The sequence below is a fragment of the Verrucosispora sp. ts21 genome (assembly GCF_002879555.1).
GTDB classification, from domain to species: domain Bacteria; phylum Actinomycetota; class Actinomycetes; order Mycobacteriales; family Micromonosporaceae; genus Micromonospora; species Micromonospora gifhornensis.
Genome location: NZ_PNOZ01000010.1, coordinates 68,359 through 89,169 on the forward strand (window position 1 = coordinate 68,359; position 20,811 = coordinate 89,169).

General features: G+C 71.8%; 21 protein-coding genes and 1 pseudogene. 6 read left to right on the forward strand and 16 right to left on the reverse strand.

Annotation, left to right across the window (positions count from 1 at the left end):
* The 6 genes from C1A38_RS06450 to C1A38_RS06475 form a co-directional block, all read right to left on the reverse strand.
* Nucleotides 1-2,469: a DUF6351 family protein gene (locus C1A38_RS06450; RefSeq protein WP_146017462.1), complete on the reverse strand. Its 2,469-nt coding sequence runs from the start codon at nucleotides 2,467-2,469 to the stop codon at nucleotides 1-3.
* A 106-nt stretch (nucleotides 2,470-2,575) separates the two neighbouring features.
* Nucleotides 2,576-3,478, reverse strand: a complete 903-nt coding sequence (locus C1A38_RS06455; RefSeq protein WP_102656903.1) for a PaaX family transcriptional regulator — start codon at nucleotides 3,476-3,478, stop codon at nucleotides 2,576-2,578.
* Between the two features lie 9 nt (nucleotides 3,479-3,487).
* Entirely contained in the window at nucleotides 3,488-4,285 is a 798-nt protein-coding gene (locus C1A38_RS06460; RefSeq protein ID WP_199180105.1) for an IclR family transcriptional regulator, read from the reverse strand.
* A 30-nt stretch (nucleotides 4,286-4,315) separates the two neighbouring features.
* Nucleotides 4,316-5,254 carry a PDR/VanB family oxidoreductase gene (locus C1A38_RS06465; RefSeq protein ID WP_102656904.1) on the reverse strand — a complete coding sequence of 313 codons (939 nt, stop codon included), beginning with the start codon at nucleotides 5,252-5,254 and terminating at the stop codon, nucleotides 4,316-4,318.
* The gene (locus C1A38_RS06470; RefSeq protein WP_199180106.1) at nucleotides 5,251-5,469 is read right to left on the reverse strand and encodes a hypothetical protein; all 219 of its coding nucleotides are present in this window, start codon (nucleotides 5,467-5,469) and stop codon (nucleotides 5,251-5,253) included. Before C1A38_RS06470 ends, C1A38_RS06465 begins: the two co-directional genes overlap by 4 nt.
* Nucleotides 5,466-6,509 (reverse strand): aromatic ring-hydroxylating dioxygenase subunit alpha, encoded by a 1,044-nt coding sequence (locus C1A38_RS06475; RefSeq protein ID WP_102656905.1) that lies wholly within the window; start codon nucleotides 6,507-6,509, stop codon nucleotides 5,466-5,468. The genes C1A38_RS06470 and C1A38_RS06475 overlap by 4 nt, the downstream gene beginning before the upstream one ends.
* A 168-nt stretch (nucleotides 6,510-6,677) precedes the next feature.
* Here C1A38_RS06475 and C1A38_RS32165 point away from each other — a divergent pair, with 168 nt between their 5' ends.
* On the forward strand, nucleotides 6,678-8,309 hold the full coding sequence (locus tag C1A38_RS32165; RefSeq protein ID WP_286046685.1) for a sigma-70 family RNA polymerase sigma factor: 1,632 nt from the start codon (nucleotides 6,678-6,680) through the stop codon (nucleotides 8,307-8,309).
* A 199-nt stretch (nucleotides 8,310-8,508) separates the two neighbouring features.
* A pseudogene (locus tag C1A38_RS06485) lies at nucleotides 8,509-8,751 on the forward strand (hypothetical protein); the annotation flags it as partial.
* A gap of 93 nt (nucleotides 8,752-8,844) precedes the next feature.
* Here C1A38_RS06485 and C1A38_RS06490 read toward each other — a convergent pair.
* Both C1A38_RS06490 and C1A38_RS06495 read right to left on the reverse strand, forming a co-directional pair.
* Nucleotides 8,845-9,672: a DUF72 domain-containing protein gene (locus C1A38_RS06490; protein WP_199180110.1), complete on the reverse strand. Its 828-nt coding sequence runs from the start codon at nucleotides 9,670-9,672 to the stop codon at nucleotides 8,845-8,847.
* A gap of 40 nt (nucleotides 9,673-9,712) precedes the next feature.
* Nucleotides 9,713-10,621 carry an alpha/beta fold hydrolase gene (locus C1A38_RS06495; protein WP_102656907.1) on the reverse strand — a complete coding sequence of 303 codons (909 nt, stop codon included), beginning with the start codon at nucleotides 10,619-10,621 and terminating at the stop codon, nucleotides 9,713-9,715.
* A gap of 72 nt (nucleotides 10,622-10,693) precedes the next feature.
* Here C1A38_RS06495 and C1A38_RS06500 point away from each other — a divergent pair, with 72 nt between their 5' ends.
* Nucleotides 10,694-11,350, forward strand: coding sequence for a TetR/AcrR family transcriptional regulator (locus C1A38_RS06500; protein ID WP_102656953.1), 657 nt, complete (start codon nucleotides 10,694-10,696; stop codon nucleotides 11,348-11,350).
* Here C1A38_RS06500 and C1A38_RS06505 read toward each other — a convergent pair.
* Nucleotides 11,284-12,030, reverse strand: coding sequence for a hypothetical protein (locus C1A38_RS06505; protein WP_102656908.1), 747 nt, complete (start codon nucleotides 12,028-12,030; stop codon nucleotides 11,284-11,286). The two genes, C1A38_RS06500 and C1A38_RS06505, sit on opposite strands and share 67 nt — an antisense overlap.
* Nucleotides 12,031-12,149: 119 nt before the next feature.
* Nucleotides 12,150-13,397 (reverse strand): glycoside hydrolase family 16 protein, encoded by a 1,248-nt coding sequence (locus C1A38_RS06510; RefSeq protein WP_102656909.1) that lies wholly within the window; start codon nucleotides 13,395-13,397, stop codon nucleotides 12,150-12,152.
* Between the two features lie 187 nt (nucleotides 13,398-13,584).
* Here C1A38_RS06510 and C1A38_RS06515 point away from each other — a divergent pair, with 187 nt between their 5' ends.
* A complete protein-coding gene (locus C1A38_RS06515) occupies nucleotides 13,585-14,298 on the forward strand; it encodes a Clp protease N-terminal domain-containing protein (protein ID WP_102656910.1) in 714 nt (237 codons plus the stop codon).
* A gap of 4 nt (nucleotides 14,299-14,302) precedes the next feature.
* Here C1A38_RS06515 and C1A38_RS06520 read toward each other — a convergent pair whose 3' ends face one another.
* Together C1A38_RS06520 and C1A38_RS06525 are read right to left on the reverse strand one after the other, a co-directional pair.
* Nucleotides 14,303-14,821 carry a hypothetical protein gene (locus C1A38_RS06520; RefSeq protein ID WP_102656911.1) on the reverse strand — a complete coding sequence of 173 codons (519 nt, stop codon included), beginning with the start codon at nucleotides 14,819-14,821 and terminating at the stop codon, nucleotides 14,303-14,305.
* A gap of 142 nt (nucleotides 14,822-14,963) precedes the next feature.
* Nucleotides 14,964-15,176, reverse strand: coding sequence for a hypothetical protein (locus tag C1A38_RS06525; protein WP_233196670.1), 213 nt, complete (start codon nucleotides 15,174-15,176; stop codon nucleotides 14,964-14,966).
* Nucleotides 15,177-15,353: 177 nt separating this feature from the next.
* Between C1A38_RS06525 and C1A38_RS06530 the strand changes: the two genes are divergently transcribed.
* Nucleotides 15,354-16,013, forward strand: coding sequence for a GNAT family N-acetyltransferase (locus C1A38_RS06530; protein ID WP_102656912.1), 660 nt, complete (start codon nucleotides 15,354-15,356; stop codon nucleotides 16,011-16,013).
* Between the two features lie 174 nt (nucleotides 16,014-16,187).
* On the opposite strand, the gene C1A38_RS06535 is transcribed toward C1A38_RS06530, so the two are convergent.
* The 4 genes from C1A38_RS06535 to C1A38_RS06550 form a co-directional block, all read right to left on the reverse strand.
* Nucleotides 16,188-16,886: a TetR/AcrR family transcriptional regulator gene (locus C1A38_RS06535; protein WP_102656955.1), complete on the reverse strand. Its 699-nt coding sequence runs from the start codon at nucleotides 16,884-16,886 to the stop codon at nucleotides 16,188-16,190.
* Nucleotides 16,849-17,343 carry a thiol-disulfide oxidoreductase DCC family protein gene (locus C1A38_RS06540; protein WP_102656913.1) on the reverse strand — a complete coding sequence of 165 codons (495 nt, stop codon included), beginning with the start codon at nucleotides 17,341-17,343 and terminating at the stop codon, nucleotides 16,849-16,851. Before C1A38_RS06540 ends, C1A38_RS06535 begins: the two co-directional genes overlap by 38 nt.
* On the reverse strand, nucleotides 17,340-17,942 hold the full coding sequence (locus tag C1A38_RS06545; RefSeq protein ID WP_233196672.1) for a hypothetical protein: 603 nt from the start codon (nucleotides 17,940-17,942) through the stop codon (nucleotides 17,340-17,342). Before C1A38_RS06545 ends, C1A38_RS06540 begins: the two co-directional genes overlap by 4 nt.
* Nucleotides 17,943-18,013: 71 nt before the next feature.
* Nucleotides 18,014-19,489, reverse strand: a complete 1,476-nt coding sequence (locus C1A38_RS06550; RefSeq protein ID WP_102656915.1) for a glycoside hydrolase family 3 N-terminal domain-containing protein — start codon at nucleotides 19,487-19,489, stop codon at nucleotides 18,014-18,016.
* Nucleotides 19,490-19,630: 141 nt separating this feature from the next.
* Here C1A38_RS06550 and C1A38_RS06555 point away from each other — a divergent pair, with 141 nt between their 5' ends.
* Nucleotides 19,631-20,806 carry an ROK family transcriptional regulator gene (locus C1A38_RS06555; RefSeq protein WP_013731976.1) on the forward strand — a complete coding sequence of 392 codons (1,176 nt, stop codon included), beginning with the start codon at nucleotides 19,631-19,633 and terminating at the stop codon, nucleotides 20,804-20,806.
* The last annotated feature ends 5 nt before the right edge of the window (nucleotides 20,807-20,811 follow it).

Below are 20,811 nucleotides of genomic sequence, written 5' to 3' on the forward strand. Positions count from 1 at the left end.
CTACGCGGCGCAGTCGACGGCCGCGTGTCCGCGGATCACCGCGGTCGTCACCGCCTCGCCGTCGAGCGACCCGGTGACACGTACCGTCGCCGTGCCGGTCGGCAGGGCCGCCACCCGCGTGGCGAACTGCTGGAAGGCGTTGCCGCCCGGTGCCACGTCTGCGAACGACCGCTCGCCGTGCGCGGTCTCCAGCGCGACGTCCACCGGAGCGTCGTGGTCGTTGCGCGCCTGCACCGCCACGTACGCCCGGCCGGCGATGCACCGCGCCTGCACGGTCACCGTCACCGGCAGCACCGGTCGCACCTGGGGCTCGGGTGACCAGCGGATCCAGGTGTCGGCAAGCGGCACCTGACCGACGCCGGGCTTCGACCAGTCACAGACACCGCCGGGGAAGACCGTCTGCAGGCGCTGCCACTGCTCGTCGGTGAAGCTCACCCCGTACGACTCCCGGCTCAGGGGCGTGAGCTGGCACTTGAGCACGGCGGAGGTGGTCGGCCCACCGGCGACCACACGCGGGTTGCGGTGGAACGGGAACAGCTGGTTGCACTGGGCCGCCGGGTCCAGGGTCAACGCTTCGGTGATCCGGTCACCGTTGGCCGCGATGCAGCCGTCGGCCAGGCCCTCGGGCCGGGACAACCGGGTCAGCGTCACGTCGTCCAGCTCCGGTTGTGCCGCCGCCAGCGTCGTCCGGGCGGTCAGCCAGGTCTCCATGCCCTCCAGCGCGAGGGTAGAGGCGGTGTCGGCGGCAGCGCCCGGTGCGGCGGTGATGCTGATGTGGTTGTCGGCGTTGCCGTTGGCCGCGACGATCCGCTCCCGCATCGTCCAGGACCGGAACCGGTCGTGGAAGTCGCCGGACGGGTCGGTGTAGCCCCGGGTCTCGATGATCGGCGTCCAGCGCAGGCCGCCGTCGAACTGGTTGATCCGGCCCGTCTCGTACGCCACCTTGAGCGCGTCGACGTCCGCCGAGGTGCGCTGCGGGGTGCGGTTGCCCTGCACGTCGAGGCCGCCGATGCCCTCGTTGAGCCGGACGAACTGCTCCGGGGTGATCGTGCCCGCCTGGAGGGTCTCCAGGCCGTACTGCACGCCGACGGTGTCCGGGATGATCGGGCGACCGAAGCCGGTGGCCGGGTCGACGCCGTACACGTTGGAGATGAAGTCGGCCATCGCGCACCGCAGGCCGGTCGGGTTGGTGACCGGGTGGTACCGCTGCGCCGCCGGGACGTGGCTCGGGCAGTTGGCCGGCCAGTCGACACCGTCGAAGAACTGGTAGCCGAAGCAGGTGTTCGGGCTGGCGAAGCCGGTCACCGCGGTGTGCTGCGCGGTGGACAGGCCGGCGGCGGAGGCGGCCTGGCTGATGAAGCGGCACTCGTGACCGCTGACGGTCGTGGAGCGCTCGTCCGGGTAGCCGATCTGGCCGATCACGCCGTCGATGATGCCGGGGTACGCGTTGGAGATCAGCAGCTGCTGCATGGTGCCGGCCGAGCCGCCCCAGCCCATGGTGAAGGCGGGCACCCCGTACGTCTCGACGAAGTGCTCCTTGACCATCATCGCGGTCTCGGCGGAGGTCACGTCGTTGCAGTTGTTGGCGAACACGTTGAACGTGGAACTGGCCACCGCGTAGCCCCGGCTGAGCAGGCCGTGGTCCAGGACTCCGCCGGTGCTGGTGGCCTGGGTGTAGCCGATGCCGCAGGCGCCGCCGAAGGTGTAGACCAGCCGTTCGTTCCAGCCGTCGGTGGCCGTCCACGGGTCGGGCAGGGCGGTGCCCGGCTGGTGCAGCAGCGCGATCTCGTAGACCGCCCGGTTGATGGTGCCCCGCTCGATGCGCACGACGTACGGCACGGTGCGGCCGTCGATGGTGGTGGTCGTGGCCACGTTGCCGGGCAGCGGACCGTCGGGCAGGGCGGTGAAGCTGCCGGCGGTGGTGCGGTACTGGTACGTCACGCGTGGTGCCGCCACGTGGCAGTTCTCGTCGACCGGCCCGAGGTTCCAGGGGCTGCCGGAGGCGGTGCAGAACAGCGGGATGTGCGGGCCGGAGAAGACCGGGCCCTGCGCGGGGTGGTTGACGAGCGTCACGTCGGCCGTCGGGCGGCCCTGCCCGTTGCCGTTGGACCGGATCTGCAGGGTGTTGTCGCCGAGCGCCAGGTCGTCGACGAGGCCGAGCAGCGTACGGCCGTCGCCGATCGGGCGGAACTGGCTGGTCAGGTTGCGGCCGTCGAGGTGAACCCTGACCTGGTGCGGTGGAACGTTGCGGGGCACGTCGATGCGGACCAGGGCGTCCCCGCCGCTGACCAGGTCGGCGCGGGTGGAGACGACCTCCACGTCGAAGGTGCGGTCGACGCCCGCCTGGGGCGGCGGTGCGGCGAGGGCGGGCACCGCTGGGCCGCCGACGAGTGTGCTGGCGACGATCGCGGTCAGGGCGAGTTTCCAGGGTCGTTGCGGAGATTTCTCCCGGGATCGACGTGCGTGCATAGCAGGGCCCCTTTCAGCCGGGAACGGGCGGCTGGACCTCCTGGTCACATGTGCACGGGGAACCTAATGCGAATTCTGATCGCGCGTCAACGAATCTGCAATGTATCTACTTCAGACGCGACTTCGCGCCGTCCGCCGCGTGGTCGGGAGTCTGGACGAGTTCCTCGAAACGCTGCTGCGCCGGCCGGGCCAACGCCGCGGAGGTCTCCAGGAACATCGCCCGAGCCTGGGCGCGGGGGAAGGAGGCGGGCAGGAACATCTCCGGCAGGTCCGGGTCCTCACCCACCAGCGCCCGCCAGTCGTTGACCATCTCGGTACGCCGCACGAGCGCCTGCGCGGGTGACACCTCGCCCGCGGCGGCCGGCCGGACCAGATCCCGGTAACGCTCCAGGAAGGACTGGTAACCGGCAGCCAACTCGTCGATCCGCCACGCCGCCTCGAGCCGGGCCCGGCCACCGGGCAGCAGATCCAGGTCGGTGGCGCGCAACACCACCGCATCACTGACGCCGAGTTCGCTCAACTGCTCGCGTACCTCGTCGAAGCGGTCGTGCGGGGTGACCCAGGTGCCGTCGTACAACGGTGAGAAGGTCAACCAGCGCAGCCGGGCCCGCAGCAGCCGACGCTGGTTCGCGTCGTCAAGCGGCAGGGTGAACGCGATAAGGGTCCACCTGCCGTCCCAGCTGCTCTCGTCGGTGCTGGCGAAGATGCGCCGGCCCCCGCGCTGGAGGATCTGCGCCGCAGACTCGGTCAACCGGTAGCTGGTCCGGCGGCCCTCCTTGGTCCGCTCCAGCACCCCGCGCTGGGTCAGCCGGCTGAGCGTCGCGCGGGCGTTGGCCGGCGCGATGTCGAATTCGGTAAGCACCGCGACCAGACCGCCGGAGGGCAGTGGCGCGTGCCCGGCGCGCCAGTAGTCCCCGAGCAACGTCACAAGCAGCCGTTGCGCCCGCGCCCGCCCGACCGCCGCCGCGCCGTCCGTGGGCGGCTCCAGCGCGTGATGGAGGTCGGACATCCGGATAAATTACTGCGTCTCAGAACGCGTCGGCGACGGCACCCGACCGGCTGACCGACGGTACGAGGTGCCCAGCGCCCGGGACAGCACCCGGCCTGCCGCCTGCACCAGCGGCGCCAGCGCCAACGGGTCCGCGCGGTCGTGGGCCACCACGAGCGAGATGGCAGCCACCACACCGTCGGATCCCCGGATGGGCGCGGCGACCGAGAGCGCGTCCATGGTGACCTGGCGGTCGCTGACCGCGTACCCGACCCGACGCACCTCGGCCAGACACCGGCGCAACCGTCTCGGGTCGGTGATGGTCAGCTCGGTGTACCGCTCCAGCGGTGCGGCCAGCACCTGCTCCTGGACCTCGGCCGGCGCGTAGGCGAGCAGGACCAGCCCGACCCCGGTGGCGTGCAGCGCGAACCGCCCCCCGACCCGGGTGAGCACCGGCACCGCGTGCCGACCGGCGATCCGCTCGATGAAGACGAGTTCCAGGCCCTGCCGGACGGCGAGCTGGACGTTCTCGTGGGTCACCTCATAGAGGTCTTCCATGATCGGCAGCGCCAGCTCGCGCAGCCCCAGACCCCGGGGTGCCAGGGAACCGACCTCCCACAGCCGCAGGCCGATGCGGTACCGCCCGTCGTCGCCACGCTCCAGCGCACCCCAGGCGACCAGTTCCGCCGCGCGGCGGTGGGCGGTGGGCAGCGGCAGCCCGGCGCGGCGGGCCAGCTCGGTCAGGGTCAACGCCGGGGTGGCGGGGGTGAACGCGTCCAGCAGCGCCAGCACCTTGCTGGTGACCGACCGGCCGGGCTGCGCGTCCACCCCGCCATCATCCCGCCTGCGCCGGGCGCGTCACAGCTCCAGCACGAGCCGGGGCGTACGGGCCCGGGACACGCAGATCATCATGGTGTCCCCGGCGGCCCGTTCGTCCTCGGTGAGCAGACTGTCCCGATGGTCCGGCACCCCGGCCAGCACGGTGGTCTCGCAGGTGCCGCAGGTGCCCTCCCGGCAGGAGGAGAGGACCTGCACACCGGCCTCCTCGACCGCCTGGAGGATCGGCGTGCCGGGCGGCACCGTCAGCGTCCGGCCGGAGATGGAGAGTTCCACCTCCACCGCCGTGTCGACACCGTCGACGCCGGATGCCGGGGTGAACCGCTCGACGTGCAGGCAGCCGGGCGGCCAGCCGAGACAGTGCTGCTCCACCGCCGCGATCAGCGCCTCCGGACCACAGCAGTAGACCAGCCCGGCGTCGGGACGGCCGAGCAGCCCCGGCAGGTCGAGCAGACCGGTCTCGTCCTGCGGGCACAGGGTCACCCGGTCGCCGTACTTCTCCCGCAGCGCGTCGGCGAAGGCCATGGTGGCGCGGCTGCGTCCGCCGTACACCAGTCGCCAGTCGGCACCGGCGGCGTCGGCGGCGGCGACCATCGGGCTGATCGGGGTGATGCCGATGCCCCCGGCGACGAAGAGGTACCGCGCCGCCGCGACCAGCGCGAAGTTGTTCCGGGGACCGCGCACCGTGACGGTGGCGCCGGGCGTCAGCCGGTCGTGCACCTGCCGCGAGCCGCCGCGCCCGTCCGGCTCGCGCTGCACCGCGATCCGCAGCCCGGACCGGTCCGCCGGGTCGCCGCAGAGCGAGTACTGGCGAACCAGGTCCGGGCCGAGCAGCAGATCGAGGTGTGCACCAGGAGTCCACTGCGGAACGTCACGGCCGTCGGGGCGGCCCAGGGTGAGCGCGACGACGTCGCGGGCGACCTGCTCCCGGGCGGTCACCACCAGGTCCCACTCGGTCACGCCGGCACCGCCGTCCGGGTCGGCACCTCGGGCGCGGGCGGGACGGGGGAGTGGTGGCCCTGCGGGTGGGCGAGCAGCCACTCCCACAGTTCCACCGGTTCCTCGGCGACCCGTTCGGCCCCGCAGTGGCAGACTCCGCGCAGGATGTCGGTGCCCGGCATCCAGTGGATCCGGTAGACCCGGTCACCGGTGAGCATGCGGGCCGGCCCGCTCACCGGGTCGCCTCCACCCTCCCCGCGTCGACCATGCGGGCCAGCAGCCGCCGGGCGGCCAGGCCGCCGGTGTCGATGTTGATGCTCAGCTCCTGGTACTTCTCCGGCTCGGCGGCGATCACCTGCTCCAGGATGTTGAGCGCGGTCACGTCCTGCATGACCACCGTGTGGTTGCTCTGGTGCAGGTACTCACTCACCGACTCGTCGTCGATGGCGAAGTCCCGGGCCACCGCCCAGAAGTCGTACGTGGTGTTCTCCGTCGACGGGGTGATGGCGTACACGATCTCGGCGTGGAACGCCTCGGTGTCCTCGCCCTGGGCCGGCGGGTAGACGCCCTGCGGGGCGATCCGGCTGTGCAGCAGGTACAGGCACGGCGGGTGGTACTCGATGTCCTGCCAGCGGGTGATCCGGCCCTGGATGCCTGTGGAACGCGCGTAGAAGGGCGGGCACTCGGCGTCGTCCATGTGTCGGCTGACGTAGACGATGCCGCGCTCGTCGTCCACCTCCGTGGTGATCGGGGTGTTCGCCACCTCGGGCGTGCCGATGTAGCCGCCGTGCAGGTAGGTCTCGTGGGACAGGTCCATCAGGTTGTCCACGAGCAGGCCGTACCGGGCGTTCAGCGGCGCCATCCCGCGGACCACCGCGTAGCGCGGGTCGGTCAGCCAGGGTGCGCGGGGGATGGTGGTCGGATCGGCCCGGTCCCGGTCACCGATGAACACCCAGACGAACGAGTCCTGCTCCACCACGGGGTACGCCGCCACCCGGGCGGTACGCGGAATGCGCTGCTGACCCGGGACGAAGACACAGGAGCCGGTCTGGTCGTAGGTGAAGCCGTGGTAGCCGCAGACGATGGTGTCGCCGTCGAGCCGGCTCTCCGACAACGGGTAGCGCCGGTGCACACACCGGTCGGCCAGCGCCACCGCCTCCCCGGCGCCCGTGCGGTACAGCACCAACGGCTCACCCAGCACCGTACGGGCCAGCAACTCCCGCCCGACCTCGCTGCCGTAGGCCGCCACGTACCACTGGTTTCGTGCGAACGCCATGGGACCCTCCTCCTGAGACGAACCAGCCGGATCATCCCGTGACCCACAGGTGATCGGGACCACAGCTTTCACTGAATGAAAGCCGAGGATGACTCGATCATCGGGGCGGTTCTGGTTAGGGTGTGACGTCGTGCTCGGCGGAAGACTCCACATTGGGGCGGGTGCTGGATGACGATCACTGCGATCGACGTGGAACTCGTCACCGCGGCGCGGTCGGGCGACAGGTCGGCGCGTGAGCAGCTGATCGCCGCGCATCTGCCGCTGCTCTACAACATCGTCGGTCGGGCCCTGCACGGTCACGCCGACATCGACGACGTGGTGCAGGAGATCCTGGTCCGGGTGATCCGTGACCTGCCCGCGTTGCGCGCCCCGGAGAGCTTCCGGTCCTGGCTGGTCGCAATCGCGGTACGGCAGATCGCCAGTCACCGCCAGCGGATCCGCACCGCCACACACCGGGCCAGCGCCGTCGACCCGGCCGACCTGCTGGCAGCCGGTGGCGACGTCGCGGACGAGGCGATTCTGCGGCTGCACCTGACCGACCAGCGCCGTCAGGTCGTCGAGGCGAGCCGCTGGCTCGATCCCGCGCACCGCCCGATGCTGGCCCTGTGGTGGCAGGAGTGCGCCGGCCAGTTGACCCGCCAGGAGGTGGCCGCTGCCTGTGACACCCGGGTCGCGCACGTCGGCGTACGCCTGCAACGGATGCGCGAACAACTCGAACTGAGCCGGGGCATCGTGGCGGCACTGGCCGCGCAGCCGCGCTGTGCCGGGCTGACCAGCGCCGTCGACGGCTGGGACGGCGCGCCCACGCCCGTGTGGCGCAAGCGGATCGCCCGGCACACCCGCGCCTGCCCGACCTGCTCGACGTGCACCGAGGACCAGGTGCCGACCGAGCGGTTGCTGCTGGGCATCGTGCCGCTCGCGGTGCCCGCCGGGCTCGTCGCCGCGCTCGCCGCCAAGGGCCTGCTGACCACGACCACCGTGGCCACGCCGACGCTCGTGGCGGCCTCCACTCCGGCGAGCACCACCGGTGGTACGCCCGGTCTGCTGTTCGGCAAGATCACCCAGGTGGTCGGTGCCCACCCGATGGCCGGCCTGGCCGCCGGTGCGGTCCTGCTCGCCGGTGCGGTGGCGGTGGTGGTGCAGTCCGGGGCGACGCCGACTCCACCGGCCATCGCGGCACCCACCTCGGTGGCGTCGGCAGCGGTGAGCATCGCGCCGTCGCCCACCACCTCCCCGGCCCAGCCATCCCTGGCCCGACGGTCCCCGATCCCGTCGCCGCCGGTCGCACCACCACCAGCCCCACCCGCGCCACCGCCCTCGCCGGCCGCGCCGCCGTCGAGCCGGCCGGCCATCGCACCGGGCACCATCGGTGTGGGCGTCTGGTCACTGGAGTCGGCCAGGAAGGCCGGCCGATACCTCAGCCACGACGGCAAGTACGCCACGCTCGGCGCGGTCGACGGGTCCAGCCCGAAATCGGCCCGGCAGCGAGCCACCTTCGCCGTGCAACGCGGACTGGCCGACCCGAACTGCGTCACCCTGCTCGCCGCCGACGGACGCTACCTGCGGCACTGGGGAATGCAGGTGCAGCTCAGCCCCCAGGAGAACTCGACGATCTTCCGGGAGGACGCGACCTTCTGCCCGCGCCCGGGAGCAACAAGCGCATCGGTGACCCTGCGGTCGTACAACTACCCGTCGCACGTGGTGCACCACCGCGACGGAGGGTTCTGGTTGGACGTTGCCGACGACAGCGCGGCCTTCGCGGCCGACAGTTCGTTCGTCGTACGGGATCCCTGGGCCTGACCCGATTTCCGTTATCCACGGGTCGGTCGCGCAGTCTCCCACTGTGTGAGGTGCCGTCGGTCACGCGTGGGCGTCCCGGAGTGGACGTGTCAGTTCCGTCCCCCGGGGAACGAACTCCGGGGGTGGGGCGGTCGTGGCTGAGCACGTCGAGCAGCCGCCCCCGCCGCTGCCGGCCACCGAACCCGCGGAACATCCACCGATGCGCCCGCTGTGGTTGTGTCGCCGGTGCGGTCAACCATGGCCGTGCACGCAGGCCAAGCTCGCCCTGCTCGCCGGCTACGCCAGCAACCCGGTCGGCCTGCGCCTCTACCTGGCCGGCTGCCTGTGCGACGCCATCGACGATCTGCACCGGCTCAGCCCCAGCGTCACCGGCAGCGCCGTCGACATGTTCGATCGCTTCCTGGGCTGGCCGGGCCAGCTCGCCCGCGCCTACCGGGTGACCCGCCGCTCCGGTGGCGGTCCGGGGCGGCTCTCCGGCGACGGTTCGCCGGGTGCCCGGTCGCTGCCGGTACCGCCACCGGCGGTCAGGGAACGTTCAGAAGAGGGTTGTGGGCTCGACCGGGATCGGCCTCGGTAGGGGCGCCAGTTCGGGCAGGCGGGCGCGTACCTCGTCGTGGAAGCGGCGGGCGAGCGTCGGTGCCTGCGCGTTGTCCGGGGTGTGGATGAAGACGGTAGGTGAACGTCCCTCGCGCAGCCAGTCGACGGTGATGTCGACCCAGCGCTGCCATCCGTCGACCGTGCGGTCCGGGTCGTCACGGCCGAGGTAGCGGACGATCGGCTGGTCGGTCAGCGCCTCGGTACGCAGTGGGGTGCGGGGCTTCTTCACCCAGGCGTCCCGCTCGGCGTCGCTGGTCGGCGGGCTGGCGAAGAACGTGGTGGTGTCGAACGGCACCCACTCGGCACCGGCCTGCGCGAGGGCTTCCGCCAGCCCGAGCGCCGCACGGGCGTCGGTGAAGAACTCGGGATGGCGCACCTCGACGGCACACCGGTGGTTGCTCGGCATCCGGCGCAGGAAGCGGGCCAGGGTGGGTACGTCCGTCGGCGCGAAGGACTGGGGGAGTTGCACCCAGAGCGCGTGGGCGCGGGGGCCCAGCGGCTCGATCGCGTCCAGGAAGGCCCGCATCGGGTCGGTGACGTCGGTGAGCCGACGTTCGTGCGTCACCACCTTCGGCAGCTTCGGCACGATTCGAAAGCTCTCGTCGGTCTGTCGTGCCCAGGAGGCCACCGTGTCCCGTGTCGGAGTCGCGTAGAAGGTGGTGTTGCCCTCGACGGCGTCGCACCAGCCGGCATAGTGCCGCAGGCGTTCCTCGGCCGGCAGCGGATGCGCCAGCAGCCGGCCCTGCCACGCCTTGTGTGTCCACATGGCACAGCCGACGTGCAGCCGCATCTCCGGCGACCTCCCCTCACTCGCCGGCGAGCCTACCCACCGAGGCGACGAAGTCGAGGATGCGCTGGTTGACCAGCTCGGGACGTTCCAGTGGCAGACCGTGGCCGGCACCGGGCACGATCTCGGCGCACACCGACGGTATCAACGCCTCCGCCCGGGCCACCGCCTGCCGGGGATGCAGCAGCGAGCTACGTCCGGCCACCACCAACTGCACAGGTACGCCGATGGAGCGCAGCTCGTCGTCGGTGAACGGCCGGGCGGCAGCGGCCCGACCGGAGCGCCAGTACCGGGCGGCGATCATGACGGGAGCCAGTTGATCGGCGGGCTCCACCAGCGCGGCGTTGGCCAGCCGCTCGGCGAACCAGGCCCGGGTGTTGCGGGGCGCCAGCGTCGCCAGGGCGCCCGCGATCACGTTGGCGTAGAACTTGACCGGCACCTTCTGCAGCCCGCCGGGGTCGAGCAGGGTGACCGACGCCAGCCGGGCGGGCTGGTGCACCGCGTGCGCCAGGGCCAGGTAGCCGCCGTAGGACATGCCGACCAGGTGTACGCCGTCGAGTCCGAGGCCGGCGAGGGTCTCCTCGATCCAGGCGGCGTCGTCGGCGCTGTCCTGCACCGGTGCGGATTGCACGCTGCGGCCCGGGTCGTCGACGGAGTCCAGCGCGTAGACGGGGTGGTGCTCGCCGAGCGTGGCGACGTGCCGGTACCAGTTGGCGGAGTTGCCCTGTGCCCCGTGCAGCAGCACGAGGGGTTGGCCCTGACCAGCGCCGTGGCGGTAGGCGCGGACGGTGCCGAAGCGGGTCTGCACGTCGAACTCCTGCCGGGGCTGCGGCCAGGCCTGCATCGCCACGTCGTACGCCTGCAGGAAGCGTTCCCGCGTCGCGTCGCTGGTGAATCGACCGATCTTCGACTGCCTGGTCTTCGCCATCTGAGCCTCCCCGTCTTTGGTGGTACGACCGTACTATACACTCGTACTACCAACCGACCAGAGAGGGTGACGGTGCCGAAGCTGTCCGACCATGACGAGCGTCGAGGGCAGATCCTCGCCGCGCTCCTGCGCATCGCGGCCAGTCGCGGGCTGCACGCCGCGAGCATGCGGACGGTGGCCGCCGAGGCGGGCGTCTCGGTCAGCACCGTGCAGTACTACTTCCACAGCAAGGAGCAACTGCTCTTCGCCGGCCTGCGACACCAGGCCGAGATGGTCGGCCGGCGGGCAGCCGGCAGTGTGCCGACCGGTGCCGGTCGGGACGGCGTACGCGCCTGGTTGGTCCAGATCATCCCCGTCGACGCCGAGCAGCGCGCCGCGTACACCGTCTTCGCCGCCTACCACGCGCTCGCACTGACCGACCCGGCGCTGGCCGAGCTCTCCTACAGCCGGTACTCCCGCGATCTGGAGGCGTTGCTCGGCGACCTGCTCCGCGCGGCGCAACGAGCCGGCGAGGTCTCCGACGAGTGCGACGTCGAGGCGGAGGCGGTCAACCTGCTGGCCCTGGCGACCGGCCTGGCCGACGGGGTGATGGCGGCGATGCGGACGCCCGAGGCGGCCCTCGCCCTGCTGGACTACCAGCTCGACCGACTCTTCGCCGGTGCTCAGCGACCGGCGTCGGCGCGTTCGACGGAGAGGTGCGATACCCCGGAGGTCGCGTCGATGTCGTAGCGGTCGGTCGCCGCCTCCCACTGCGGGGCGGTGAACGTGCTGCCGCCGGCCACCCCGGAGTGGGTGGTGCCGTCGATGGTGACCGAGCCGGCGCCACCGCCCGCGCGCACCTGTACCGGCGCATCGGCGCCGAGGCGTACGACGACCTGGCTGGCGCCGCCGCCGAGCACGACGCGTTGGGTGCCGGTGGGCGCGGGCAGCGTCAGCTCGATCCGGTTCGCGCCCGCGGTGAATTCGACCCCGTCGACCTGGCCGTTGCTCAGGTCCAGGTGCTGCTCCTTGGCTCCGCCGTCGAGCCGGATGTGCCAGCGTACCGACTCGCGCAGCACCACCTCGACGATCGCCGGACCGTCCTTACCGGTGCCGCGCAGGCTGGTCATCAGGGTCTCGTCGGTGCGCGAGACGGTCGGCCGGACGCTGGCGTCGCGCGGGGTGGACACCCGGTAGGCGTCCTCGCCCAGGTCGGCGGTGCGCACCCGGATCACGTCCGCGCCGTCGAGCAGGACGAAGGTGGCCTCCTGCAGATCGTCGGCGGCGCCGGTGACGACGTGTCCGGCTCGCCCGTCTCCGCGTACCGTCACCCAGGTCCAACTGGCGACCAGCACCACCACCACGAGCACCAGCACACCGCCGAGCCACCACCAGAGCTGTCGCCCGCCGCTCGTCCGCGCGTCGTCCATCTCGCCTCCCGCACCTCGGTGACTGTTGCCGGCTACTACCCACCGCGCCCGTCACCGACGCTTACGTACCGGGGCGCACCATCGTTCGACGACGATGCGCCCCGGCGAGGGGTGCCTGCTCAGGCCCGTGACCACTTCTGGTTGGCGGTGCCGCCGCAGTCCCACAGTTGCAGTCGGCCGCCGTTTGCGGGGTTGTTGTCGCGGACGTCGACGCAGCGGTTCGCGTTGAGGTTGACCAGGTCCCCGGCGGCGTTGAGGGTGAAGCGTTGGGCCGGGTTGCCGTTGCAGGTGACCAGGTTGACCTCGGTGCCGTTGGCGGTGCCGGCCCAGGCCGGGTCCATGCACTTGCCCATCGCGCGGATCGTGCCGTCGGCGGCGAAGGTCCACGCCTGTGCGGCGGTGGTGTTGCAGTCCCAGATCTGCAGCGGCGCGCCGTCGTACGGGTTGGCGCTGGGGATGTCGATGCAGCGACCGCTCTGCTGGCCGCGGATCCGGGTGGTCCCGGTGTTGCCGTCCGGGACGTACCCGTGGACGCGGACGTAGTCGACGAGCATCTGCTGCGGAAACTGGGTGCTGCCGTCCGGGTAGCCGGGCCAGTTACCGCCCACCGCCACGTTCAGGATCATGAAGAAGGGGTGGTCGTAGACCCAGCGGTTGCCGCCGAGGCGGCTCGGGTCGACCCGGAAGAACTCCTGGCCGTCGAGGTACCAGCGGATGACGTTCGGTTCCCAGTCCACCCGGTAGGTGTGGAAGGCGTCGGCCAGCGGCTGCCCGATGGTGCGGCTGCCGGTGATCCCGCCGCCGCCGGAGTAGCCCGGTCCGTGGATGGTGCCGTGCACGGTGTTGGGCTCCCGGCCGACGTTCTCCATGATGTCGATCTCGCCCGAGGCCGGCCAGCCGACGTTGCCGAAGTCGTTGCCGAGCATCCAGAACGCCGGCCAGATGCCCTGCCCCCGGGGGATCTTGATGCGCGCCTCGAATCGGCCGTACGCCTGGTTGAAGGTGGCCGCGGTCAGCAGCCGGGCCGAGGTGTACTCGCACCGGCCGTAGTGGCACTGGTAGTTGGCCGGGTTCTCCCGGCGGGCGGTGATCACCAGGTTGCCCTGGCCGTCGTGCACGGCGTTGCTGGTGCTGTTCGTGTAGTACTGCCGTTCGTTGTTGCCCCAGCCGTGGCCGCCGATGTCGAAGCGCCACTTGGACTGGTCGACCGGGGTGCCGGCCGGGGCGTTGAACTCGTCCTGCCAGGTGAGCCCGCCGATGGCGGCGGCGGCCGGGGTGGCGCTCACGGGTACGACGAGGGTGCTGGCGACGAGGGCCGCGACCAGGACGGCGGCCGGTCGTCGGAGCCTGCGGGAGATGACGGACATGATTGATCTCCTTGAGGTGGACGGACGAAGCGGGCGCCCCGGCGAGGAGGGGAGAGCGCTCTCCATATCGCAGTCTGTCGATGTGAACGGAATCAGTCAAGGTTGTTAACAGCGATCTTCTTTGAAGTCTGCCCGAGATCGTCAACCTGGGGTTGACGGGGGGAGTGCGTCAACCTACGGTTGACGCATGACGAATCCTGTCCAGATGACCAGTACGGTCCGGCTCGACGACCTGATCCAGACCATCAAGCAGACCCACACCGACGCCCTCGACCAGCTCGCCGGGGCGGTCCTGGTCGCCGACCACATCGGCGACGTGGCCGACCATCTCATCGGCCACTTCGTCGACCAGGCCCGCCGCTCCGGCGCGTCGTGGACCGAGATCGGCCGCAGCATGGGGGTGAGCAAGCAGGCCGCGCAGAAGCGCTTCGTCGCCGGGACGATGGACCCCCAGGAGGGCTTCCAGCGGTTCACCCCACGCGCCCGCAACGTGGTGGCCGCCGCGCACAACGAGGCGAAGGCCGCCGGCAGCGCCCACACCACCCCGGCGCACCTGGTGCTCGGGCTGCTCGCCGAGCCGGAGGCCCTGGCCGCGAGGGCGCTGGCCGCTGCCGGTGTGTCGACCGAGGCGGTACGGGAGGCCGCCACCGCCGCGCTGCCACCGGCGGCCGACGAGGCGCCCGACCTGATCCCGTACGACGCTGCGGGCAAGAAGGCGCTGGAGTTGACCTTCCGGGAGGCGCTGCGGCTCGGGCACAACTACATCGGCACCGAGCACATCCTGCTGGCGCTGCTGGAGCAGGAGGACGGCGACGGAGTGCTGACCGGACTCGGGGTGACCAAGGCCGCCACGGAGGCGAACATCGTGGCGACCCTGGACAAGCTCCGGGTGTTCGAATAGGCGGTCAGCCGGCGGTGGGGAAGCCGTACCGGGCGGCGTGCTCCGGGTCGGCCGGGTCGATCTGGCGCAGGCCGGTGTCGGCGAGGCGCTTGTTCACCTCGTCGAGGTGCTCGCGCACCAGTCGGGCCTCCTCCTCGGTGACCCGCCCCCGGTGCGGCTTGCCCGCGTGCTCGATGGTGCCGTAGTCGATCTTCTCGGTGGCCCGCCGCGCCTTGGGCGGGCGTACCCGCTCGGCGGTCTTGAGCAACTGGGCCATCGGCATGTCGGTGGCCATCGCGTCGAACTCGCTCGCGGTCAGCACCACCCGGCGCGGCTCGCCGTGGCCGTGCCGGTCATGAATCTCGATCACCGCCACGTCCAGCGCGGCGTCGTCGAGGCTCTCCACCTCCACCGGGGTCGCGTCCAACTGCACGGGCCCGGCCACCAGGTCAGGGTGCTCGAGGACGACGACGCGGACCGCCTCGTCGTCGGGGCCCAGCACCGTGCCGCTGAAGTCGGAGACGCGGATCGTCTTCTTGCCCATGGGTGCGCTAGCTCCTGTCGTAACCGGTCGGAGGACCAGCAGACGTTACCCGACAGGTGTGCGAACGGCGGTGCTGGCTCGCCGTCGGAGTCGGCGCGGCCACTCGGGCTGCGGCGGGGAGAAAACGGCGGTCGCCGCCGGGTCAGTGCGTGTTGAGATGGCGGGCCGAACTGCCCACCGGAAGTCGGTTCAGCGCCTCCCAGGACAGCGGGCCGGTACGGCGGCTGCGGTGTGGCGGTTGGTCGGGGAATCGTCGCGCGGCGCGGCCGTCCGGCCAGATCCGGGTGAGGTCCTGCTGGTGACGGTCGTGCGGTTGCATCGGCATGAGCCCACCGTTCCAGAGAAAGTTGTACATGTATGGAATTAGGTATGACGGTAGACCGCTGACCGGGGTTCCGGTGCCCAGCGAAGATCACGCCGAGGTCACTCGTGCCGAGGTCTTGCGCCGACGCGTTCCGGCCGGACGGTCGGCGTCGCAGCCCCGATCCGTCGTACGGTGGGCGGGCGGCAGCGACGGCGCAGGAGGTGGACGGTGCGTGACCGGCGGCTCCAGTTGCACCTGGCCACCTGGCTGGGGCGGTGGCCGGCACCCGCAGGGCTGCACGTGGTCGGTTCCTGGCGACGCAGTCAGCCGGCCTGGGACGGCCGACTGCGACCGGCGATCGCGGTCACCGCCGGCACCAGCACCGTGCTGTCCGTACCGACCGACCGGGTCGCCGCGGTACGCGACCTGGCCCGCCGGCCCGACACGCTGCTGCCCACCCTGCCGGCGGCGGTCGGCGAGCCGGGCTGGGCGGTGCACGACGACGTGTTCCGCTGGACCATGGCACCCGCGCCACTGCCCGAGGTCGGCGAGTGGGTCGCCCCCACCATCCTCGGCCTGCCGTCCTGGCTGCGGCTGTTCGACCGGCCCGTGCTGGTGGTCCGCGACGATCAGGGCCGCTACCTGGCCGGTGTCGGGATCAAGCGGCACGACCAGTTCGGGCACGAGCTGGCGGTGGGCACGGTGCCCTCGGCCCGCGGGCGCGGACTGGCGCGGCGGCTGGTCGCCCAGGCGGCCCGGCGGGTGCTCGACGAGGGTGCCGTGCCGACCTATCTGCACGACCGGGCCAACGCTGCCTCGGCAAGGGTCGCCGAGGCGGCCGGCTTCCCGGACCGGGGCTGGCGATCGTACGGGGTCTACCCCAGCTGACCTGCGACGGCAGGGCGCGGACCGTGGATCCCGGGCCGGATCCACGGTCCGCAGCCTCCCCCCAGGTCCGCGTGCGGCTCGATGCCGATCACGCTACGTATCCGGTTGCTCGCACGGCAAGCATTCAACGTCGATCACTGCTGTCCAATAGTGGACTTGACCAGCGGAAACGGGTCACTGGCGCAGCATGCGAAGCAGCTCGACGACCTGCCGGGTGACCGGCCGGAGCACCCGCAGCCGGGAGAGCGAGACCAGCCGGTCGATCAACGGCACCGCGCCGTCGATAAGCGTCCGGGTGCGGGTCTGCCCCGGCGAGCGGTCGTAGACCCAGTAGAGCACCGTCCCCATGTACGCCAGCCAGAGCAACTCCGGCAGGTGGGGACGCAGTTCCGGATCGACCTTGCTGGTGGAGCCCGCCAGCACCTCGGTGAACAGTTCGATGGACGCCTGACGCGGCCCGGCCGTCTCGGACGAGAACGGGCTCAGCGGCGAGCTGGGCTCGGCGGCGACCTTGAAGAAGCTGGCCGCGAACTCGTGCGACGGGGTCAACACGTCGATGGCCGCGTGCAGCACCCCGGCCAGTCGGGCGGCGAACTCGCTCTCCCGCTCCAGCACCGGCCGCGCCGCAGCCCGGTGTTCGTCCTGGGTCCGGCTGTAGAACTCCTGGATCAGGCGTTCCTTGGAGCCGAAGTAGTAGTAGGCGTTGCCGACCGCCACCCCGGCCTCTTCCGCGATGGCGCGCATGGTGGTGCGGGCGTAGCCGCGCTCGCGGAACAGCCGAATCGCGGTTTCCAGGATCAACTGCCGGGTCTGCTCGCCCCGGGCGGTCGGCGCTTCACCCGCAGCGGTCGTCGGCACAGGCTGGTCGGTCATCCGGGCCACCGTATCCCGCCGGCCCGTCGAGCGACGGAGGCCCCGGTTCGCGGACATGTTCGCGGATCGCCGAGGCGGCGGCCACCATCCGTCGAGCCAGTGGCAGCAGATGCGGGCTCGACAGGCGTTCGGCCGTCGCCCGGTACTCGGCCAGCGCCCACAGGCAGGCGAACCAGGCGCCGTCGCCGACGTAGACCGCCCCGGTGTCGGCCACCACAGTGATGTCGCGCAGGGTCGCGGCGTGGTCCAGGCCGGGGAAGCGCTGCCGGGCTTCGGCCGAGCCGGCCGGCACGAACTCCAGGGGTACGAGCTGCGCCCGCGACGCCAGCCAGCCGCGGGCCGCCCGGCACATCGGGCAGTGTGCGTCGTAGAGGACGGTGAAGTACCGGATGCCACCACCCCCGTGCGTGGTGGCATCCGGCGTCCCACCAGCCCGATCCGGGCCGTGGGTGCTCATCGGGGCGGCTCCGGCGGGTTCGCGGCCGGGTTCACCGGCGGAGGTGCGGCCGGGTCCACCTGCGAAGGTGCGGCCGGGTGTGCCTGCGAAGGTGCGGCCGGGTGTGCCGGGCGTTGGCCGGGCGCGGCGGCCGGGTGGGGTTGCTGCATCGGCCGGAAGCCGGCCGGGTGGGGCTGCTGCATCGGCAGGAAGCCGGCCGGGGGCAGCGGCGGCGCGGTGGCCAGTTGACGTAGCCGGCTCTTCCGGTAGCGGTTGAGGGTGAAGACGTTGAAGAAGTGCAGAGCGCCGAGCACCAGCAGCACCAGGCCGATCTTCCAGGAGAGTTCCTCCATGGCCTCGCTCGTCGACCCGATCGGGTCGGAGTGGCGCATCGCCACCGTCACGTAGCCGAGGTTGAGCAGGTAGAAACCGACCACCAGGAGGTTGTTCACGGCGCGGGCGAGCCGCTCGTCGGAGAACACCTCCTCCAGGAAGACCAGTCCGTTGCGGGCCAGCGTCCGGGCCACCCAGACGGTCAGACCGATGCTGACCGCCAGGTAGACCAGGTACATCCAGACTTTGATGTCCATGCCACCGCGCTCCAATTTGAACGTGTTCAAGTATCGACACGAGCCAGCGTAGGGCGAAACTTGAACACGTTCAAGAGCGGCGGTCCAGAGTGGCGTACGCCTCAGCCGGCCAGACCCAGCACCTCGGCGGCGGCTCGGCCGTTGGCGTGGCTGGCGCCGTAGGTGATGACGAAGGCCCGCGTGCCGGCCGGCCGCCACCTGGCCGGCCATCCCATCTCGACCACCGCCACCGGATGCGTGCCGGCCAGCGCGGCGACCAGTTCCGGCCCGCCGGGCAACTGGTGCAGCCGCCGGCCGACAAGCACGATCGGCCGGTTGCCGGCCCGCCGCCGAAGGGCCTCCGGGTCGGCCTCGGTGGCCACCACCTCGATCAGCTCCGTGCCGTGCAGATGCGGGCCGAGACCCCACGGCACCCGGCCCTGCACGACTGTCGACCGCGCGTGCACCTGCACCACAAGCGGATGGTCCAACCCGGCCAGCGAGCCCTCCACCCGGACGGCACGACGGGCCGCCGCGTACCCCAGGTCGGCGGAGGAGACGGCGGCCGGGCCGGCGGCGGCGGTGTTCGGGGTCGACGGCACCTGGGTCCAGTCGGCAAGCTCCGCCGCGCGTCCGGCGGCCTGCTCGACCCGCTCCCGCGCCAGCCGGCCGTCGCCCAATGCCGTGACGATCTCGGTGGCCACCTGTTCGACCAGGTCGGCGTCCACCTTGGCGCCGATGCAGAGCAGATCCGCGCCCGCGGCCAGGGCGCGTACCGCGCCGGGGGCGATCCCGCCGGCCGCGAGCGCGGCGCCCTTCATCTCCAACGCATCGGTGATCACCGCACCGGTGAAGCCGTACTCGTGGCGCAGCAGGTCGACCAGGACGGCCTGGCTGAACGTGGCCGGCCCCGCGCCGGTCAGGGCCGGTACCCGGATGTGAGCGGTCATCACCGCCCTGGCTCCGGCCGCGATCACCGCGGCGAACGGCGGCAGGTCCCTGCGGCGCAGCACCTCCGGCGGCACGTCCACGGTGGGTAGTTCGTAATGCGAGTCGGTCACCGTCGCGCCGTGCCCGGGGAAGTGCTTGGCGCAGGCGGCCACCCCGCCGGCCTGCAGGCCGGCGACCGCGGCGGCGGAGTGTGCGGCGACCCGCGCCGGATCGGCGCCGAACGACCGGGTGCCGATCACCGGGTTGTCGTCGGTGCTGTTGACGTCGACGGTGGGCGCCAGGTTCACGGTGACGCCGAGCGCCGCCAACTCCGCGCCGATGGCCTGGTGGATGTCCCGGGTCAACGCCTCGTCGTCGATCGCGCCGAGCGCCGCGTTGCCCGGGTACGGGCTGCCGGTGGCGTGCGCCAACCGGGTGACGTCGCCGCCCTCCTCGTCGATGGCCACGAGGACGTCGGCCCGCGCGGTGCGCAACGCGGCCGTACTCGCCGCCACCTGTGCCGGTTCGTCGATGTTGCGGCCGAACAGGGTGTGCCCGGCCAGTCCGTCGGCGACCAACTCGACGGCCCAGTCGGGTGGGGTCGGTCCCGGGTACGCGGCCAGCAGGGTGCCCAGGGCGAGCCGGCGAAGTCCCGGATCCAGCCGCACGGTTTCTCCTTCCGGTGCCGGCGGCGCTGATCGTGGTGCCGGATCGGCTGAACGATCCGTTTCCACCCTGCCGATACGCTACGGCTACCCGTTCGTAGCAAAGTTATAGTTTGCAAAGCTCACTAAATTCGAGGACATGGCATGAGTGCGACCCGGCTCCCCGGCACCCCACGGCTGTTGCGGGCTCTCAACGACCGTGCGGCGCTGGAACTGCTGCTGGAGCAGGGGCCACTGACCCGGGCCCGGATCGGTGAGCTGACCGGCCTGTCCAAGGTCACCGCGTCCCAACTGGTGGAACGGTTGGAGGAACGCGGTCTGGTCACCCGGGTCGGTGAACAGGCCGGCGGGCGCGGGCCGAACGCCCAGCTCTACGCCGTGCGACCGGGCAGCGCGTACGTGGTCGGGGTGGACGTCGGTCCGGAGCGGGTGGTCGCCGCCTGCGCCGACATCACCGGCACGGTCGCCGGCCGGGTGGAACAGTCCACGAAGGACACCGACGATCCGGTGGGCGTGGTGCACAACGCCGTGGTCCAGGCGGCCAGCAGCGCCGGCGCCCAACTGTCGAGCGTACGGCGGATCGTGCTCGGCACCCCCGGCCTGGTCGATCCGGGCACCGGCGACATCACCTTCGCGTTCAACCTGCCCCGCTGGCACCGCGGCCTGCTCGCCGCGCTCCGCGACGACCTGGACACCCCGGTCGTCTTCGAGAACGACGTCAACCTCGCCGCGGTGGCCGAGGCGCAGTCCGGCGCGGCCCAGGGCATGTCCGACTTCGTGCTGGTCTGGATCGGTGCCGGCGTCGGTCTGGCGATCATGCTGGGCGGGCGGCTGCACCACGGCAGCAGCGGCGCGGCCGGCGAGATCGGCTACCTGCCGGTGCCCGGCGCACCGATCCCACGCGACGTGTCCCGCCGCGCCAAGCCGGCCTTCCAGCAGGTCGCCGGGGCGGACGCGATCCTTGCCCTGGCGCGCGAACACGGCTACCCCGACGGTGGCGCCGCCGAGGCGGTGAAGGCCGCCATCGCCGCCGGTACGGCCGGCGGACCGATGCTCGACGAGGTGGCCCGCCGACTCGCCCTCGGTGTGGCGAGCACCTGCGTGGTGCTGGACCCGCCGCTGGTCGTGCTCGCCGGGGAGGTCGGCCAGGCCGGCGGGGCCGCGCTGGCCGAGCGGGTGCAGCACGAGGTCGCCGCCATCACGCTGGTCCGCCCCCGGGTGGTGCCCACCGGCCTGCCCGAGGAGCCGATCCTGCGCGGCGCACTGCGCACCGCCCTCGACGCCGTCCGCGACGAGGTCTTCGGCTCCACGGTCGGCTGAGCGCC

Coding starts and splice junctions, on each gene's coding strand:
- C1A38_RS06450 (WP_146017462.1), bottom strand. CDS start 2,469: ATGCACGCACGTCGATCCCGGGAGAAATCTCCGCAACGACCCTGGAAA.
- C1A38_RS06455 (WP_102656903.1), bottom strand. CDS start 3,478: ATGTCCGACCTCCATCACGCGCTGGAGCCGCCCACGGACGGCGCGGCG.
- C1A38_RS06475 (WP_102656905.1), bottom strand. CDS start 6,509: ATGGCGTTCGCACGAAACCAGTGGTACGTGGCGGCCTACGGCAGCGAG.
- C1A38_RS32165 (WP_286046685.1), top strand. CDS start 6,678: ATGACGATCACTGCGATCGACGTGGAACTCGTCACCGCGGCGCGGTCG.
- C1A38_RS06490 (WP_199180110.1), bottom strand. CDS start 9,672: ATGTGGACACACAAGGCGTGGCAGGGCCGGCTGCTGGCGCATCCGCTG.
- C1A38_RS06495 (WP_102656907.1), bottom strand. CDS start 10,621: ATGGCGAAGACCAGGCAGTCGAAGATCGGTCGATTCACCAGCGACGCG.
- C1A38_RS06505 (WP_102656908.1), bottom strand. CDS start 12,030: ATGGACGACGCGCGGACGAGCGGCGGGCGACAGCTCTGGTGGTGGCTC.
- C1A38_RS06510 (WP_102656909.1), bottom strand. CDS start 13,397: ATGTCCGTCATCTCCCGCAGGCTCCGACGACCGGCCGCCGTCCTGGTC.
- C1A38_RS06515 (WP_102656910.1), top strand. CDS start 13,585: ATGACGAATCCTGTCCAGATGACCAGTACGGTCCGGCTCGACGACCTG.
- C1A38_RS06520 (WP_102656911.1), bottom strand. CDS start 14,821: ATGGGCAAGAAGACGATCCGCGTCTCCGACTTCAGCGGCACGGTGCTG.
- C1A38_RS06525 (WP_233196670.1), bottom strand. CDS start 15,176: ATGTACAACTTTCTCTGGAACGGTGGGCTCATGCCGATGCAACCGCAC.
- C1A38_RS06535 (WP_102656955.1), bottom strand. CDS start 16,886: ATGACCGACCAGCCTGTGCCGACGACCGCTGCGGGTGAAGCGCCGACC.
- C1A38_RS06540 (WP_102656913.1), bottom strand. CDS start 17,343: ATGAGCACCCACGGCCCGGATCGGGCTGGTGGGACGCCGGATGCCACC.
- C1A38_RS06555 (WP_013731976.1), top strand. CDS start 19,631: ATGAGTGCGACCCGGCTCCCCGGCACCCCACGGCTGTTGCGGGCTCTC.